Below are 15,990 nucleotides of genomic sequence, written 5' to 3'. Positions count from 1 at the left end.
TGGAGGCCGCGGCCGGCAAGGCGTTGACCGCCGGCGGCACGCTGGTGCCGATGTCGGACGTGATCCGCTGGGCGGGCCACGCTCACCATTACTTGGCGATCTTCGACAGGGGCAGGTCGCTTGCGCTGCATCACACCAAACGGTTCGCCTCGCCCGCCCAGCGAATCATGTTGTACGCCAAGGACCGCGGCTGCACGAAACCCGGCTGCGACGCCCCGGCCTACCACAGCCAGGTCCACCACGTCCGCGGATGGCAAGCCACCCGCCGCACCGACATCGACGACCTCACCCTGGCGTGCGGCCCCGACAACCGACTCGCCGAACAAGGCTGGACCACCCGCACCAACGCCCGCGGCGAAACCGAATGGCTGCCGCCACCGCACCTGGACCGCGGACAACCCCGCACCAACAGCTACCACCACCCCGAACGATTCCTCCGCGACACCGACGACGACGAACCCGTTTGACGTAACGACCCGTTTCGCCCGGCCAACGCCGCGCTCGCGATCGCCGCTGGGGCAGATGGGGGCGACCCGCCTCGCCCGGCTTCGCCGCGCTCGCGATCGCCGCTGGGGCAGATGGGGGCGACCCGCCTCGCCCGGCTTCGCCGCGCTCGCGATCGCCCCCAGCGGCCCTGACAACATGGAGCCATGTACGACCTCGAAGACACCATCCGCCAGCGGCATTCGACACGGCTCTTTCTGCCTGACCCGGTGCCGCGCCACCTGGTGGAGGAATCGCTGGAACTGGCCATGCGCGCGCCGTCGAATTCCAACGTGCAGCCATGGCACGTGGTGTTCGTCTCGGGTCCGGCCCGGGACCGGTTGGTCGCCGCCATGCTCGAAAGGGCGCGCTCCGAGCCACCCAAGGTGCCGCAGCTGCCCGTCGAGTTCGCCCATTTCCGCAGCGATACCGGCGCACACGTCTACGGTGCGATGGGCATTGCCCGCCACGACACCGAGGCGCGGCGCATCGCCGTGCTGCGCAACTGGGAGTTCTTCCGCGCACCGCTGGGCGGCATCGTGTGCATGCACCGAGACCTCGGCTACGCCGACAGTATGGGCGTCGGCATGTTCCTGCAGACGCTGGTGCTGGCCCTGACCGCGCGGGGATTGGGCACCTGCGTGCAGGTGGCGATCGCCGGCTATCCCGACGTCGTGCGCGAGCAGCTGAACATCCCGCCGGAGCTGAACATCCTGTGCGGCCTGGCGATCGGCTACTCCGATCCCGATTTCCCCGCCAACAACCTGCACATCGGGCGCGACCCGGTGGGCCGGCACGCCGTCTTCCTCGACGAGTGAACTGACGAGTGAACTGACGAGTGAACTTACGCACCCTCGAAATTGACGTCCTTGGTGACGGACTTCCATTCCTCGATCGACGACGAGAGCGCGGCGAGCTTGTCGCGCATGGCCTTCAGCACGTCGCGGCCCAGCAGCAGCCGCAGCGGTGGCTCCTCGAGCGTGGTCACCATCAGTACCGCGGCGGCGACCTTCTTCGGATCACCGGGGAGGTGATCGGCGAACTGCTTGATCAAATCCTTGCGCGCCGCCACGTCGACGTAATCGGCTATCGGCGTGCCGGTTTCCTTCATCGACCGTGTCGCCCAGTCGGTGCGGAAGGCGCCCGGTTCGATGGCGGTCACCTTGATGCCCAACGGCCGCACCTCGGCGGCGAGCGCCTCGGTGATCGCCTCCAGCGCGAACTTCGTCGACGAGTAATACGCGTTGGGCGGATTGGCGACCAGGCCGGTCATCGATGACATGTTGATGATGTGCCCGGAGCCGCGGGCACGCATGGCCGGCAACACCGCCTTGATCATGTTGACAGCGCCAAAGTAGTTGACCTCGAACAGCTTCCGAACCTCGGCGTCCTCGCCCTCCTCCACGGCGGACAGGTAGCCGTGACCGGCGTTGTTGACCAGGACGTCGACGCCGCCGAACGCCGCCTCGGCCTCCGACACCGCCGCCGCGATCTGCTCGGGGTCCGTCACGTCGAGCGCGACGGCCACGGCGCGATCGCCGAACTCGTCGACGACGTCGCGCACCGCTTCGGCCCGCCGCGCGGTCACCACCGCGTCGTGGCCCGCTTCCAGTGCCGCACGGGCGATTTCGCGACCCAAGCCCGTGGAGCATCCGGTGATCAGCCAGCGCGCCACCTCAGGCCGCCCCCTCCGGCAGGCGCCGCAGATACGCGGCCCGGCGCTCGGCGAGTTCGGCTGCCCTCTGCTGCCGACCCACCGGCGGCAGGTGCGGCACCTCGGCGTCGAGCCGGTCCAGCTTGACCACCCGCCCGTGCGCGCCCAGATCTGGGCGGGGACCCGCCTCGCCGAATTCCGCCATCCGCAGCGTCAGGATGCCCTCGCGTAGCCCATCGGAGTCGATCCAGTTGGCCACGCCCGGATCGGTAGGGGAGATCACATAGGTGTAGCCGCCGTCCTCGTTGGCCACCGATTGCGCCTTGTTCAGGCTGCCGGTGCGGTCGAGGATGTCCAGCGTGGTGCCCCAGGTGTTGCTCAGTGGCACCGTGAAGTACTCGGCGCCACCGTCGTTGAGGTCCACCACGAACGCCTCGTCGGGGGCGAGATCGAAGCGGCCCATGACGTAAACCTGGTTGCGCATCGCGCCGGCCTTGTCGGCCGACCAGGCCAGGTCGAAGTGGTTGGCCGGCATCTTGTACACGCCGTGGCTGAGCTTGCCGGTGAAGTTGGCGAAGTAATCCATCATCGCCGCGGTGGCCTCGGCCTGTTCGTCGAGCGTGCGCGCGGGGGTCACCGGCGGGCCGCCGAGCCGTTGCACCTCAAGGTGATTGGGGTCGTCGCGGGCCCAGTCCAGCAGTACGTCGCGGATGTAGAACTCGTGCGCCGCGGGGGAGGTCTGCACGTGGTTAGGCCGTCCGCCGGCGGGGTCGGCATCCACCGTGATGGTGAAGCAGCCGTCGGAGTCGACCCGCATGGTGCGGCCGTTGAGCACGCCGACGGTGCCCATGTGGGCATCCCACAACGTGAAGTAGTTCTCCGTCATCCGGTGCTCGCCCACCCGGCCGTGGATCTCGTAGCGCTCGTCGCCGGAGATCGGGATCACCCGGTACACGCTGTCGGGATTGTCGATGCCCCACCGTGATCCGGGGATGCGCCGGCCCTCGACGCGGTGCGCCAGCCGGGTGATGCAGCTGACCTTCGGCCGCAGCTTGTCCTGGTTGGACGACCACACCGCCGCCGAGAACATCACCTCGGCGAACGCCTCCTCGAACCGCTCCCGCATCGCCTTCGACGCCTTGGCCCGGCCCAGCCAGGTCTCGCCCACCCTCTGATAGGCGGCCTTGACGGTGGGATGCTCGATCAGGTCGAGTGCGGCCAGCTCCTGTTCGTGCTGGGATTTGGTCGCGACGGGGTGATCAGGCATGCGCTGCTCCTCGGCCACGCGCTCAGAACTTCAAATGCCGGCTGACGTCGCCGACCTGGTCGACGAACATGGTGCGGCTGTCGAATCGCCAGACGCCGTCCACCCGCGCAAAGGTGTCCTTGTAGTGCCCGGTCACGATCACCTGCAGCGGAAGGTCGGGGGTGGCCTGGGTGACGCAATAGTAGGACGTGCTGCGGGCGGTCCCGTCGGCCTCGTCGATGTACAGCTGCACGTTGGTCGTGTTGTGTTTGGTCTTCGGGGTGCCGTCGGAGTAGATGCGCGTCGCCATCTCGTACATCTCGCGCACCCGGGCGGACCCGGCGAACACCGTCTCCGGTGGACCGTTCTCCACCCCGCAGATGCGCCCGTGTTCGAAGAGCCGGGCCACGCCGTCCAGGTCGCCCCCATCGAGAAGCTCGGCGTAGGTGTAGATCAGGTTGGTGATTTCTCGCGCGCTGTCACTCATGTGGAACCACCTGTCGAGCCGTCTCCTCCGCGTCCGCGAACAATGGTGGCAGAACCGGCCCAATTTACATAGAACCGACCATTACTCTTGATCGCCGTGACGTTACCTTGGACCCCGAGCCGGCTCGGCGACCTGACCGGCAAACGAATCATTGTGACCGGAGCGACCAACGGCGTCGGGCTGGGCACCGCCCGCGCCCTGGCGAAAGCCGGCGCCCACGTGATCCTGGCGGTGCGCAACACCGAGTTGGGCGAGCAACGCGCGGCCGAAATGGGCGGATCGACCGAAGTGGCCCGGGTCGACCTCGCCGACCAGTCCTCGGTGCGGGCTTTCGCCTCGTCGATCGACGGCGACATCGACATCCTGATCAACAACGCCGGCGCGCTGACCGAGCGCCGCACCGACACGGTGGACGGATTCGAGAAGACACTGGGCACCAACCTGCTCGGGCCGTTCGCGCTGACCAATCTGCTGCTGCCCAAAGTGCGGACCCAGATCATCAACGTCGGCTCCGACGCGCACCGCTCGGCGCAGCTGCGCCTCGACGACCTGCACCTGCGCCGGCACAAGTGGACGCGGCTGGGCGCCTACGCGCAATCGAAGCTCGCGGTCATGCTCTGGGGCCTGGAGCTGGACCGCAGGTTGCGTGCCGCCGGATCCGCGGTCGACACCCAACTCACCCACCCGGGCTGGGTGGCCTCGAACCTGTCGCAGCTCGGCGACTCGCCGATGATGTCGGTGGCCCACAAAGTGGTCAAGGTGGTGGCCGACCGGTTGGCCAACGACATCGACGAAGGCGCGGCGCCCACGCTGTACTGCATCAGCGAACCGCTGCCCCCGGGCAGCTACGTCGGGGTCACCGGCAGGTTCGGCCTGCGCGGCGGACCGGTGCTGATCGGCCGCTCGCCGGCCGCCTGCGACTACGACACGGCCGCCCGCCTGGTGGCCTTCGCCGAACACGAGACCGGCACGAAGCTGGAGGTGTAGTCATGGGTGAGCTCGACAACAAGGTCGCCGTCATCACCGGTGCGGCGCGCGGCCAGGGCCGCAGTCACGCGGTGGCCTTCGCCGAACAGGGCGCCGACATCATCGCCGTGGACATCTGCGCCGATATCGACGCGATTCCCTACCCGCTGGGCACCAAATCGGATCTCGACGAGACCGCGCGGCTGGTCGAAGCCACCGGCCGCAAGGTGGCGCCCGTCGTCGCCGACGTCCGCGACCTGCCGCAACTGGAGGCCGCGGTGCAAAGCGGGATCGACCACCTCGGGGAGGTGGACATCGTCGTCGCCAACGCCGGGGTGGTGGCGATCGGTGACCCGGAAGCCCATTCCGAACCGGTGTTCAACACGATCGTCGACACCAACCTCAAGGGGGTGTGGCACACGTTGCTGGCGACGGTGCCCTCCATCATCCGCAAGGGCCGGGGCGGGTCGATCGTGCTGGTCAGCTCCTCGCAGGGGCTGACCGGCCGGGGCGGCGACGGCAGTGCGGCGATGTTCGCCTACGCCGCGTCCAAGCACGGGGTGGTGGGGTTGATGCGGTCAGCGGCCAATGCCTATGCGCCACACAAGATCCGGGTCAACTCGGTGCATCCGAGCGGCGTCATGACGCCGATGATCCTGAACGACTTCGTCGTCAACCGGATGCTGGAGAACCCCAACCCGGCCGTCTCGCAGATGCTGCTGCCCGACGTGCCGCTGGTCGAAGCGCAAGACGTGACGGAAGCGGTGCTGTGGCTGGTCGGTCCGCGCGCCCGCTACGTGACGGGCGTGTCGATACCCGTCGACGCCGGGCACATCGTGATGTAGCCGGTGATGTAAGCCGTGATGTAGCCGGTGATGTAGCCGCGATGTAGCTGCGGACTAGGCCCGGACTAGCCCCTGGCGACCTTGCCGGCCTTGATGCAGGAGGTGCAGGCGTTGAGGCGCTGCTTGTTGCCGCCCGGGCGGGTGACAACGTGCACGGTTTGGACGTTGGGGTCCCACCGGCGGCTGGTGCGGCGGTGGGAGTGCGACACCGACTTGCCGAAGCCGGGGCCTTTCCCGCAGATGTCGCACACAGCGGCCATTGTTCAAGCTCCTCAAATCTCGGGGGTCCGGCTCGGCGGTCTCACACGTGGCCGGGACATCCCGGGTTGACCCGGGCCCAACCAGGATACCGATTGTCGTGGCAACCACCAAAACGATCAGCACCTTTGTCGTCGCGCCTGGCTAGGCTCAATGGGCCGGGCGGCCCCGCAAGCGGGTGGTGGTCACGGGCAGTCGTCCGCCGAGTCGCCGAGCTACGCTGGCGCCCACCGGGGGCTGGGCACCGGCAGGCACCGGAGGAGGTGGATCACACTGGGACCGTCGGAGCGTCGACTGGACGCGACCACCTTGCGGGACTGGGCGCACACCGCCGTCAGCGACCTCATCACCCACATCGACGAGATCAACCGGCTCAACGTCTACCCGGTTGCCGATTCCGACACCGGGGCCAACATGCTGTTCACCATGCGTTCGGCGCTGGCCGAGGCCAGCGCCGGCCTCGGTTCCGAGGGCGGTTCGGCCTGCGTCGCCAAGGCCGCCGCAGCCATGTCCGCGGGCGCCCTGAACGGCGCCCGCGGCAACTCCGGCGTGATCTTGTCGCAGATCCTGCGCGGCATCGCCGACACCACCGCCGTCGCGGCCGCCGATTCCGGCGGCGAGCTGTCCCACATCGACGCGGCCCTGCTCGGGGCGTCGCTGCGTCGCGGTGTTGACCTGGTCATCACGTCGATGGGCGGGGAGGAGATCCCCGGGACCATCGTCTCGGTGCTGCGCGCCGCCGCCGACGCCGTCGCGGAGTGCGCCCAGGCCGGGGACGACCTCCCCTCGGCGATCGTCGCCGCCGGTGACGCGGCGGTCGTGGCGCTGGAGAAGACGCCCGAACAGCTCGACGTGCTGGCCGACGCCGGGGCCGTGGACGCGGGCGGGCGCGGCCTGCTGGTGCTGCTGGACGCCCTGCGCACCGCCGTCACCGGACAGGCGCCCGCCCGAACCGTGTACGAGCTGTCGCCGCGCGCGCCGCAGCCGCAGGGCGCCGCGGAACGCCCCGCGCCGCAATTCGAAGTGATGTACCGGCTGGAGGGCTGCGATCCGGCCGCCGCCGACGCGCTGCGTGACCGGCTCGGCGAGCTGGGCGACTCCGTGGGTATCGCCGCCGCCACCTCGTCGGCGCAGCGCGCGTACTCGGTGCACGTGCACACCGACGACGCCGGCGCCGCGGTCGAGGCGGGGCTGGCCGCGGGACGGCTGAGCCGCATCGTGATTTCGGCGTTGAGCTCCGGCGCCACCGGGCTGCCCGCCGGCGGCTGGACGCGGGAACGCGCGGTGCTCGCCGTCGTCGACGGGGAGGGTGCCGCCGAGCTGTTCGGCGGGGAAGGCGCCTGCGTGCTGCAGTGCGATCCGGCCGCGGGCGACCCGGTCACCAACATCAGCGCCCACCAGCTGATGCGGGCGGTGGTCGACACCGGTGCCGCGCAGGTGATGGTCCTGCCCAACGGGTACGTGCCGGCCGAGGAACTGGTGGCCGGGTGCACGGCGGCCATCGGCTGGGGCATCGATGTGGTCCCGATCCCGACGGGATCGATGGTGCAGGGGCTGGCCGCGCTGGCCGTGCACGAAAACGACCGGCAGGCGGTGGACGACGGCTACACCATGGCGCGCGCCGCGGGCGCGGCCCGGCACGGCTCGGTGCGCGTCGCGACTGAGAGCGCGCTGACCTGGGCGGGCCGCTGCCAGCCGGGCGACGGCCTGGGCATCGCGGGGGATGAGGTGCTGATCGTCGCCGCCGACGCGACCGCGGCGGCGATCGGTCTGCTCGACCTGCTGCTGGCCTCCGGCGGCGACCTGGTGACGGTGCTGGTGGGCGCGGGCATCGAAACCGACGATGCGGCCGCGGCCCTGGGCGACACCCTGGAAGAACACATGCACGATCACCACCCGGGGACCGAGCTGGTCACCTACCGGACCGGCCACCGCGGTGACGCGCTGTTGATCGGGGTCGAGTAGCCGTGGCGTCGCTGCGCGACCGGCTGGACTTCGTGGTGGGCGCCAAGGCCGCCGACCAGCTCGACGAGGAGCTGGGCATCCGTACCGTCGACGATCTGCTGCGCCACTATCCGCGCAGCTACACCGAGGGCGCGACCCGCTGGGACGCCGACCACCAGCGCCCGCCGGCCGGCGAGCACATCACCATCGTCGACACGATCGCCGAGACCAAGACCTGGCCGATGAAGAAGACCCCGAAGAAGGATTGCCACCGCATCACCCTCGGCTCCGGCCGCAACAAGGTGACCGCGACCTTCTTCAACGCCAATTACCTGAAGAAGGACCTGACCAAGGGCACCAAGGTGATGCTTTCCGGGGAGGTCGGGTTCTTCAAGGACGTCATGCAGCTGACCCATCCGGCGTTCCTCATCCTCGACTCCCCGGACGGCAAGAACCGGGGCACCAGTTCGCTGAAGAACATCGCCATCGCCTCGCAGGCCACCACCGGCGAACTGCAGATGGCGGCGTTCGAGCGGGCGTTCTTCCCGATCTATCCGGCCACCACCAAGGTGCAGAGCTGGGACATCTTCCGGTGCGTGCGCCAGGTGCTTGACGTCCTGGATCCGGTGGATGACCCGTTGCCCGCCGATCTGCGCGACCGGCACCACCTGGTCTCCGAGGATCGCGCGTTGCGCGACATTCATCTGGCCGAGGACGAGTCGGCGCGCATGCGGGCCCGGGAGCGCCTGACCTTCGACGAGGCCGTCGGGTTGCAGTGGGCGCTGGTCGCCCGGCGGCACAGCGAGCTGTCGGAATCGGGGCCGCCGGCGCCGCCGCGCTCCGACGGTCTGTCCGCGGAACTGCTGGGGCGGTTGCCGTTCGAGCTGACCGCGGGACAACGCGAAGTGCTCGACGTGTTCGCCAGGGAGCTGTCGGCGACCCGGCCGATGAACCGCCTGCTGCAGGGCGAGGTCGGGTCCGGGAAGACCATCATCGCGGTGCTGGCGATGCTGCAGCTGGTCGACGCCGGTTACCAGTGCGCGCTGCTGGCGCCCACCGAAGTCCTTGCCGCCCAACATCTTCGGTCGATCACCGACGTGCTGGGCCCGTTGGCGATGGCGGGTCAGCTGGGTGGTGCGGACAGTGAAGGCGGGGTGGCCACCCGGGTCGCGCTGCTCACCGGTTCGATGACCGCGGCGCAGAAGAAGCAGGTCCGTGACGAGGTGGCGAGCGGTCAGGCCGGGATCGTCGTCGGCACCCATGCGCTGTTGCAGGACGCGGTGGAGTTCCACAACCTGGGCATGGTGGTGGTCGACGAGCAACACCGGTTCGGCGTCGAACAGCGAGATCAGTTGCGGGCCAAGGCCCGTCCCGGTGTCACGCCGCACCTGCTGGTGATGACGGCCACGCCGATACCGCGCACGGTCGCGCTGACCGTCTACGGCGATCTGGAAACCTCGACGCTGCGCGAGCTTCCGCGCGGACGCCAGCCCATCACCAGCAACGTCATCTTTGTCAAGGACAAGCCGGCCTGGCTCGAGCGGGCCTGGCGGCGCATCACCGAAGAGGTCGCCGCCGGCCGCCAGGCCTACGTGGTGGCGCCCCGGATCGACGAGACGGACGACCCGGACAAGCAGGAGCAGAACGCCAAACCGTCGGAAACCGCCGTGGGACTCTACGAACGGTTGCGGTCGGGCGAGTTGTCCGGCCTGCGGCTCGGGCTGATGCACGGTCGGTTGTCCGCCGACGCGAAGGACGCGGCGATGGCGGCGTTTCGGGCCGGTGAGATCGATGTGCTGGTGTGCACCACCGTCATCGAGGTGGGCGTGGACGTCCCCAATGCCACCGTGATGCTGGTGATGGACGCCGACCGCTTCGGCATCAGCCAACTGCATCAGCTGCGGGGCCGCATCGGCCGCGGCCAACATCCCAGCCTGTGCCTGCTCGCCAGCTGGGTCTCACCGCAGTCGCCGGCGGGCAAGCGGCTCTCCGCCGTCGCCTCGACCTTGGACGGGTTCGCGCTCGCCGACCTGGACCTCAAGGAGCGCCGCGAGGGAGACGTCCTGGGCCGCAACCAGTCCGGTCGCGCCATCAATCTGCGGCTGCTGTCGTTGGCCGATCACCGCGACGTCATCGAGGCGGCGCGCGACTTCTGCGTCCGAACGTACGCCGACAACCCGACAAGCCCCGAATTGGCTTTGCTGGCAGCACCTTTCGTCAACACCGACCGGATCGAATACCTGGACAAGTCATGACCGCCGGCGACGATGCAGAGCGAAGCGATGAGGAGGAGCGGCGCTAGTGAACCGCAAGGTGTTGCTGTGGTTGTGCGCGGTCGCGGCCCTGGCGCTGGTGGTGGCCTACCAGACGGTCGGATCCTCGGCGGCCAGGCACGCGGACGAATACGCGGCGCGCGCCGACGTCCCGACGGTGCAGCCGGGCACCGATGTGCTCGCGGGTATCGCGGTGCTGCCGCTGCGGGCGCACCGGTATGACTACCGCAGGGCCGCGTTCGGCGACGCGTGGACCGACGACAACGACGCCCCGATGGGGCACAACGGTTGCGACACCCGCGACGACATCCTCAACCGCGACCTCGTCGACAAGACGTTCGTGTCGACCAAGCGATGCCCGGACGCGGTGGCCACCGGCACCCTGCACGATCCGTACACCAACAAGACCATCGCCTTTGCGCGCGGCGCCAAGGTCGGCGAGGCGGTGCAGATCGACCACATCGTCCCGCTCGCCTACGCCTGGGACATGGGCGCCTACACCTGGCCCGCCGACGAGCGGCTGCGGTTCGCCAACGATCCGGCCAACCTGCTGGCCGTCGACGGGCAGGCCAATCAGGACAAGGGCGACGCGGCGCCCGCGCAATGGATGCCGCCGAACGCCGCGTTCGCCTGTCAATACGCCATGCAGTTCATCGCGGTGCTGCGCGGTTACGCGCTACCGGTGGACCAGCCGTCGACGGGGGTTTTGCGTCAGGCGGCGGCCACCTGCCCGGCGGGCTGACTCAGGCGCCCTCGAAGGTGTTGGGGTCCGGGCGCAACCTGGTGCCGTCGTTGAGCCCGTTGATCGCGTCCATGTGCTCGGCGGCCAACTCGAAGTCGAACACGTCGAGATTCCCGGCGATGTGCTCGGGCTTGGCCGACCGGAAGACCACCGTGTTGCCCAGCTGCAGGTTCCACCGCAGCAGCACCTGTGCGGGAGTCTTGCCGTACTCGCCGGCGACCGAGGTCAGCGTCGGGTTGTCCATCAGCTTCCCCAGCGCCAACGGCGTGTAGGCCTGGGTGACGACGTTGTGCTCGGCGTCGGCTTTGCGGATCTCGGCCTGATTGAGCAGCGGGTGCAGTTCGACCTGGTTGACCGCCGGCGTGACGAAGGTCAGGTCGATGATGTCGGTGACATGCACTTCGGTGAAGTTCGAGACGCCGATCGAACGGGCCAGCCCGTCCCCGCGGCACTGGATCAGCCCGCCGAACGAATTCACGTACTCACCCCGTGACGGCACGGGCCAGTGAATCAGGTACAGGTCGAGGTAATCCAGGCCGAGGCGCTCCAGGCTCTCCTTGCACGCCTCGATGGATCGCAGGAATCCGTGGTCGGCGCTGGCCAGTTTGGTGGTGACGAACAGTTCCGCGCGGGGAATTCCGGAGGCCGCGATGGCGCGGCCGACAGCCGCTTCGTTGCCGTAGGCGGCGGCGGTGTCGATCAGCCGGCAGCCCATCTCCAGCGCAGCCGAGACCGCGCGTTCGGTCTCGTCCTCCGATAAGTCCGCGACACCGAGGCCAAGCACCGGCATCGTGTTTTCGTCATTAAGCGCTACAGAGGGCACGGCAGCGCCCGACTCGCCAGCCAATGTCATTCACCTGCCTGTGAAATTGAAGGGTCGTGGGGCCAACCTGATGCCGTCATCGAGCGAGGAGATCGACATTGCATCGGCGCCGAGTTGAAGGCGCTGAGTTCGAAAATCGAACACGTCGAAGCTGCTCGCAATCCGTTAGGCGGTTCGGCTAGGGGATCACGATATTACCGGCCTGGAAAATACCACCTCATCAACGGCGCGGCGGGGCGCGGTGATATCCGCCCCTGGTCCGCATTTCACAAATTCCGCACCACGTAGAGTTGGTCACACGGCGCACCGGAACCGGTAATCGGCCTGCCGGTAGGCGCGCAGCCCAGGCACGAGCCGCGCCCGCTCGGTGGCCGCCGGGGCCGAAGACGTTCAACCGAGGGAGTGTCCATGACCAAGAGCGTGCCCGCGCCCGACCTTCACCTCGGTGTGAAACACCCGCCCATGCGCCTGGCCAGTCGCATGCAGGGCGCCGTATCCACGATCGGTGTCAAGGTCATTCCGTGGATCCCGACACCCGCCAAGCGCGCGCTGTTCGGGGGCCGCTCGGTGACCATCGACGGCAACACGCTGGATCCGACGCTTCAGCTGATGCTCTCCGGTCTGCGGGCCGTCGGAATCGACGGCCTGGTCGTCGACGACGACCCGGCTGCATCGCGCGCTCAGATGCGCCAGCTGTCGCTCGAACTTCCTGGCCCGCAGATCCACGTCGACGTCGATGACCTGTCGTTGCCCGGGCAGGCCGGTGACATCCCCGCGCGCCATTACCGTCCCGCCAACGGGGCGTCGGCGCCGCTGCTGGTCTTCTATCACGGCGGCGGATGGTCGATCGGCGACTTGGACTCCTACGACGCGCTGTGCCGGTTGACGTGCCGCGATGCCGGCATCCACGTGCTGTCGATCGACTACCGCCTGGCCCCCGAACACCCGGCCCCGGCCGCGGTCGAGGACGCGTACGCCGCCTTCCGCTGGGCGCACGACCACGCCGAGGAGCTCGGCGCCGCGCCCGGCCGGGTCGCCGTCGGCGGCGACAGCGCGGGCGGCAACCTGGCCGCCGTCGTCTGCCAGCTGGCGCGCGACGAGGGCGTGCCCGCCCCCGTGCTGCAGTGGCTGATCTACCCACGCACCGACTTCACCACGCAGACCCGCTCGCTGAGCCTGTTCGCCCGCGGGTTCCTGCTGACCAAGCGCGACATCGATTGGTTCGAGTCGCAATACCTGCGCCGTTCGAGCGTCGACCGGGCGGATCCGCGGGTGTCGCCGCTGCTGGCCGAGTCGCTGGCCGGGCTCGCCCCGGCGCTGATCGCGGTCGCGGGTTTCGATCCGCTGCGCGACGAGGGCGAGAGCTACGCGGCGGCCCTGCAGGCCGCCGGAACCCCGGTCGATCTGCGGTGCATGGGTTCGTTGACGCACGGCTTCGCCAACCTGTTCCAGCTCGGCGGCGGCAGTGCCGCCGCGACCACCGAGTTGATTTCGGCTCTGCGTGCCCACCTGAGCCGAGTCTGACCTGTCGCGCGGTCGGCGCCGGTAACCTAGAGGCGCCCACGAACGATTGACGCCCATCGACGAATGACAACCCGAGTACCGAAGGATCACGCAGACTGTGGCCGACAAATCCAAACGCCCCCCGCGCTTTGACATGAAGGCCGCCGACGGTAAGTCGGGCCGGCTGATTCAGATCGGTGGGACCGCCGTCGTCGTCATTTTCCTGGTCGCGCTGGTCTCCTACATCGTGGTCACCCACCACAAGAAGACCGCCGCCATCGGCGGGGGCGACACGGTGCGCGTGACGTCGAGCAAACTGGTCACCCAGCCCGGTACCAGCAACCCCAAGGCCGTGGTCACGTTCTACGAGGACTTCCTGTGCCCGGCCTGCGGCAACTTCGAGCGCACGTTCGGTCCGACGGTGTCCAGGCTCATCGACGTCGGCGCCATCGCGGCCGATTACTCGATGGTGTCGATCCTCGACAACGCCAGGAACCAGAACTACTCCTCGCGGGCGGGCGCCGCGGCGCTCTGCGTGGCCGACGAGTCCCTCGACGCGTTCCGGCGATTCCACACCGCGCTGTACACCACCGACTTGCAGCCCAGCGAACGCGGCACCAGCTTCCCGGACAACGCCCGGCTGATCGAGCTGGCCCGCGAGTCCGGCGTCGTCGGCAAGGTGCCCGACTGCATCAACAGCGGCAAGTACATCGCGAAGGTCACCGCTGAGGCGTCGGCCGCGAAGATCAACGCCACGCCGACCATCAAGATCAATGGCGACGACTACGACCCGTCGACACCCGACGCCCTGGTGGCCAAGATCAAGAGCATCGTGGGCGACGTGCCGGGCATCGACGGCGCCGTGGCCCCCGCGGCCGCGTGACCACACCGGTGTCAGCCGAAACCGGCGACCTGACACCGCAATCGCGTCCCGAAGCGGGCGTACCGGCGCCCAGCGCGTGGTGGGTGCTGATCGCCGGTGTGATCGGCCTGGCTGCCTCCGCGACGCTGACGGTGGAGAAGATCGACCTCCTGCTCAACCCGGCGTATGTGCCGTCGTGCAACTTCAACCCGATCCTGTCGTGCGGCTCGGTGATGGTCACCCCGCAGGCGTCGGTGCTGGGATTCCCCAACCCGCTGCTGGGCCTGGTGGCGTTCACCGTGGTGGTCGTGACCGGGCTGCTCGCCGTGACGAAAGTCCGTTTGCCGCAATGGTATTGGATAGGACAGACGATCGGCCTGGTGATCGGCGCGGTGTTCGTGCACTGGTTGATTTACCAGAGCCTGTACAAGATCGGCGCGTTGTGCCCGTACTGCATGGTCGTCTGGGCGGCCACCATCACGCTGCTGGTGGTCGTCGCGTCGATCGCCTGCCGTCCCGCGCTGCAACGCCGGGACCACGGTGTGGCGGCGGTGCTGTACCAATGGCGCTGGTCCGTCACCGCGCTGTGGTTCACTGCCGTGTTCCTGCTGATCATGGCGCGGTTCTGGGACTATTGGTCGACGCTGCTGTAAGTGTTGGCAGGTGACCCGGATCATCGGCGGCGCGGCGGGGGGCCGGCGGATCACCGTGCCGCCGCGGGGAACCAGACCCACCACCGATCGGGTGCGCGAGTCGCTCTTCAACATCCTGACCGCGCGCCATGACCTGACCGGCGCCGTGGTGCTGGACCTCTATGCCGGTTCGGGCGCACTGGGATTGGAGGCGTTGTCACGCGGTGCCGCCTCGGCGTTGTTCGTGGAATCGGATCAGCGCAGCGCGTCGGTCATCGCACGCAACATCGACGCCCTGGGTTTGGCAGGTGCGGCGGTGCGCCGCGGGGCGGTCGCAACCGTTTTGGCGGCCGGGACCGCGAGGCCGGTCGACCTCGTTATGGCCGACCCGCCCTACGACGTCGAGTCCGCCGAGGTCGAAGCCATGCTGGCCGCCTTGGTCACGCATGGTTGGGTGGCTGCCGGAACCGTGGCGGTGGTGGAGCGCGCGGCGACCGGCGCGCCGTTGACCTGGCCGGCAGGCTGGTCCGTGTCGCCGCCCCGGGTGTACGGCGACACCCGGCTGGAGATGGCCGAACGACTCTGAGGCGGGCGTGTACCGTCTTTCGTCATGAGTGGCGCGGTATGCCCGGGGTCGTTCGATCCAGTGACGTTGGGCCACATCGACGTCTTCGAGCGGGCGTCGGCCCAGTTCGACGAGGTGGTGGTGGCGATCCTGACCAATCCCGCGAAGAAGGGCATGTTCGACCTCGACGAGCGGATCGCGATGATCACCGAGTCGACGACGCATCTGCCCAACCTTCGCGTCGAGGCCGGCCAGGGCCTGGTGGTCGACTTCGTCAGGTCGCAGGGCATGACCGCCATCGTCAAGGGGCTGCGCACCGGCACCGACTTCGAGTACGAGCTGCAGATGGCGCAGATGAACAAGCACATCGCCGGTGTCGACACGTTTTTCGTCGCGACGACACCGCGGTACTCGTTCGTGTCGTCGTCGTTGGCCAAAGAGGTTGCCATACTTGGCGGCGACGTCTCGGAGTTGCTGCCCGAACCGGTCAACCGCCGCCTGCGTGAGAAGCTCGCCCGCTCCTAAAGCTTTGTGCCGCAACTGATGCCAGCGGCTACGACTCGTCATCGTCGTCGTCGTCGCCCCGTAGGAGTTTTTCTCCGGTGGTGGTAGGGGTTGGTGCGGGGTTGGCCGCGGTCCAGGTGCGGTGGCGGCAGCCATTCGGTTTCGCCGCGGGCGTGGGTGCGGGGGGTCCAGCCTTGTTCGGC

The 15,990-nt window shown here is 68.6% G+C and carries 17 protein-coding genes; 12 read left to right on the top strand and 5 right to left on the bottom strand.

Going from position 1 to position 15,990, the window contains the following annotated elements; translation table 11 throughout:
* Nucleotides 1-467: HNH endonuclease signature motif containing protein (locus A5713_RS20360; protein ID WP_156751962.1), on the top strand; the 467-nt coding region annotated here is incomplete at its 5' end.
* A gap of 183 nt (nt 468-650) precedes the next feature.
* The gene (locus tag A5713_RS20355; protein ID WP_068098159.1) at nt 651-1,301 is read left to right on the top strand and encodes a nitroreductase; all 651 of its coding nucleotides are present in this window, start codon (nt 651-653) and stop codon (nt 1,299-1,301) included.
* A gap of 26 nt (nt 1,302-1,327) precedes the next feature.
* On the opposite strand, the gene A5713_RS20350 is transcribed toward A5713_RS20355, so the two are convergent.
* From A5713_RS20350 to A5713_RS20340, 3 genes are read right to left on the bottom strand one after another with little or no spacing between them, the layout of a single operon-like run.
* On the bottom strand, nt 1,328-2,158 hold the full coding sequence (locus tag A5713_RS20350; RefSeq protein ID WP_068098158.1) for an oxidoreductase: 831 nt from the start codon (nt 2,156-2,158) through the stop codon (nt 1,328-1,330).
* 1 nt (nt 2,159) lies between these two features.
* Nucleotides 2,160-3,404 carry a hypothetical protein gene (locus A5713_RS20345; protein ID WP_068098161.1) on the bottom strand — a complete coding sequence of 415 codons (1,245 nt, stop codon included), beginning with the start codon at nt 3,402-3,404 and terminating at the stop codon, nt 2,160-2,162.
* A gap of 22 nt (nt 3,405-3,426) precedes the next feature.
* Nucleotides 3,427-3,870, bottom strand: coding sequence for a nuclear transport factor 2 family protein (locus tag A5713_RS20340; RefSeq protein ID WP_067921926.1), 444 nt, complete (start codon nt 3,868-3,870; stop codon nt 3,427-3,429).
* 96 nt (nt 3,871-3,966) lie between these two features.
* Here A5713_RS20340 and A5713_RS20335 point away from each other — a divergent pair, with 96 nt between their 5' ends.
* Together A5713_RS20335 and A5713_RS20330 are read left to right on the top strand one after the other, a co-directional pair.
* The gene (locus A5713_RS20335) at nt 3,967-4,857 is read left to right on the top strand and encodes an SDR family NAD(P)-dependent oxidoreductase (RefSeq protein WP_068098160.1); all 891 of its coding nucleotides are present in this window, start codon (nt 3,967-3,969) and stop codon (nt 4,855-4,857) included.
* A gap of 2 nt (nt 4,858-4,859) precedes the next feature.
* A complete protein-coding gene (locus tag A5713_RS20330; RefSeq protein WP_067921924.1) occupies nt 4,860-5,681 on the top strand; it encodes a mycofactocin-coupled SDR family oxidoreductase in 822 nt (273 codons plus the stop codon).
* 65 nt (nt 5,682-5,746) lie between these two features.
* Here the strand turns inward: A5713_RS20330 and rpmB are convergent, their stop codons facing one another.
* Nucleotides 5,747-5,941: a 50S ribosomal protein L28 gene (rpmB, locus tag A5713_RS20325; protein WP_067921921.1), complete on the bottom strand. Its 195-nt coding sequence runs from the start codon at nt 5,939-5,941 to the stop codon at nt 5,747-5,749.
* Nucleotides 5,942-6,212: 271 nt separating this feature from the next.
* Here rpmB and A5713_RS20320 point away from each other — a divergent pair, with 271 nt between their 5' ends.
* Genes A5713_RS20320 through A5713_RS20310 form a run of 3 tightly spaced genes read left to right on the top strand, consistent with a single transcriptional unit; the run spans nt 6,213 to nt 10,898 of the window.
* Nucleotides 6,213-7,904 carry a DAK2 domain-containing protein gene (locus A5713_RS20320; RefSeq protein WP_067921938.1) on the top strand — a complete coding sequence of 564 codons (1,692 nt, stop codon included), beginning with the start codon at nt 6,213-6,215 and terminating at the stop codon, nt 7,902-7,904.
* Nucleotides 7,905-7,906: 2 nt separating this feature from the next.
* Nucleotides 7,907-10,138, top strand: coding sequence for an ATP-dependent DNA helicase RecG (gene recG / locus A5713_RS20315; RefSeq protein ID WP_068098157.1), 2,232 nt, complete (start codon nt 7,907-7,909; stop codon nt 10,136-10,138).
* A gap of 46 nt (nt 10,139-10,184) precedes the next feature.
* Entirely contained in the window at nt 10,185-10,898 is a 714-nt protein-coding gene (locus A5713_RS20310) for an HNH endonuclease family protein (RefSeq protein ID WP_067921918.1), read from the top strand.
* A 1-nt stretch (nt 10,899) separates the two neighbouring features.
* On the opposite strand, the gene A5713_RS20305 is transcribed toward A5713_RS20310, so the two are convergent.
* Entirely contained in the window at nt 10,900-11,745 is an 846-nt protein-coding gene (locus A5713_RS20305; RefSeq protein ID WP_197516423.1) for an aldo/keto reductase, read from the bottom strand.
* Nucleotides 11,746-12,129: 384 nt separating this feature from the next.
* Here A5713_RS20305 and A5713_RS20300 point away from each other — a divergent pair, with 384 nt between their 5' ends.
* From A5713_RS20300 to coaD, 5 genes are all read left to right on the top strand, one after another.
* Nucleotides 12,130-13,245: an alpha/beta hydrolase gene (locus tag A5713_RS20300; protein ID WP_067921912.1), complete on the top strand. Its 1,116-nt coding sequence runs from the start codon at nt 12,130-12,132 to the stop codon at nt 13,243-13,245.
* Between the two features lie 97 nt (nt 13,246-13,342).
* Nucleotides 13,343-14,107 carry a DsbA family protein gene (locus tag A5713_RS20295; protein WP_067921910.1) on the top strand — a complete coding sequence of 255 codons (765 nt, stop codon included), beginning with the start codon at nt 13,343-13,345 and terminating at the stop codon, nt 14,105-14,107.
* On the top strand, nt 14,104-14,739 hold the full coding sequence (locus A5713_RS20290) for a vitamin K epoxide reductase family protein (protein ID WP_067921908.1): 636 nt from the start codon (nt 14,104-14,106) through the stop codon (nt 14,737-14,739). The genes A5713_RS20295 and A5713_RS20290 overlap by 4 nt, the downstream gene beginning before the upstream one ends.
* A 10-nt stretch (nt 14,740-14,749) precedes the next feature.
* Complete coding sequence (rsmD, locus tag A5713_RS20285) at nt 14,750-15,304, top strand: 16S rRNA (guanine(966)-N(2))-methyltransferase RsmD (protein WP_068098155.1); 555 nt, start codon at nt 14,750-14,752, stop codon at nt 15,302-15,304.
* A gap of 24 nt (nt 15,305-15,328) precedes the next feature.
* Entirely contained in the window at nt 15,329-15,808 is a 480-nt protein-coding gene (gene coaD, locus A5713_RS20280; RefSeq protein ID WP_068051578.1) for a pantetheine-phosphate adenylyltransferase, read from the top strand.
* Nucleotides 15,809-15,990 lie beyond the last annotated feature (182 nt).

It is taken from the genome of Mycobacterium sp. E2497, assembly GCF_001668695.1.
Lineage (GTDB): Bacteria > Actinomycetota > Actinomycetes > Mycobacteriales > Mycobacteriaceae > Mycobacterium.
The sequence above is the reverse complement of the archived record's forward strand: the minus strand, read 5'-3'. Positions and strand labels throughout refer to the sequence as shown.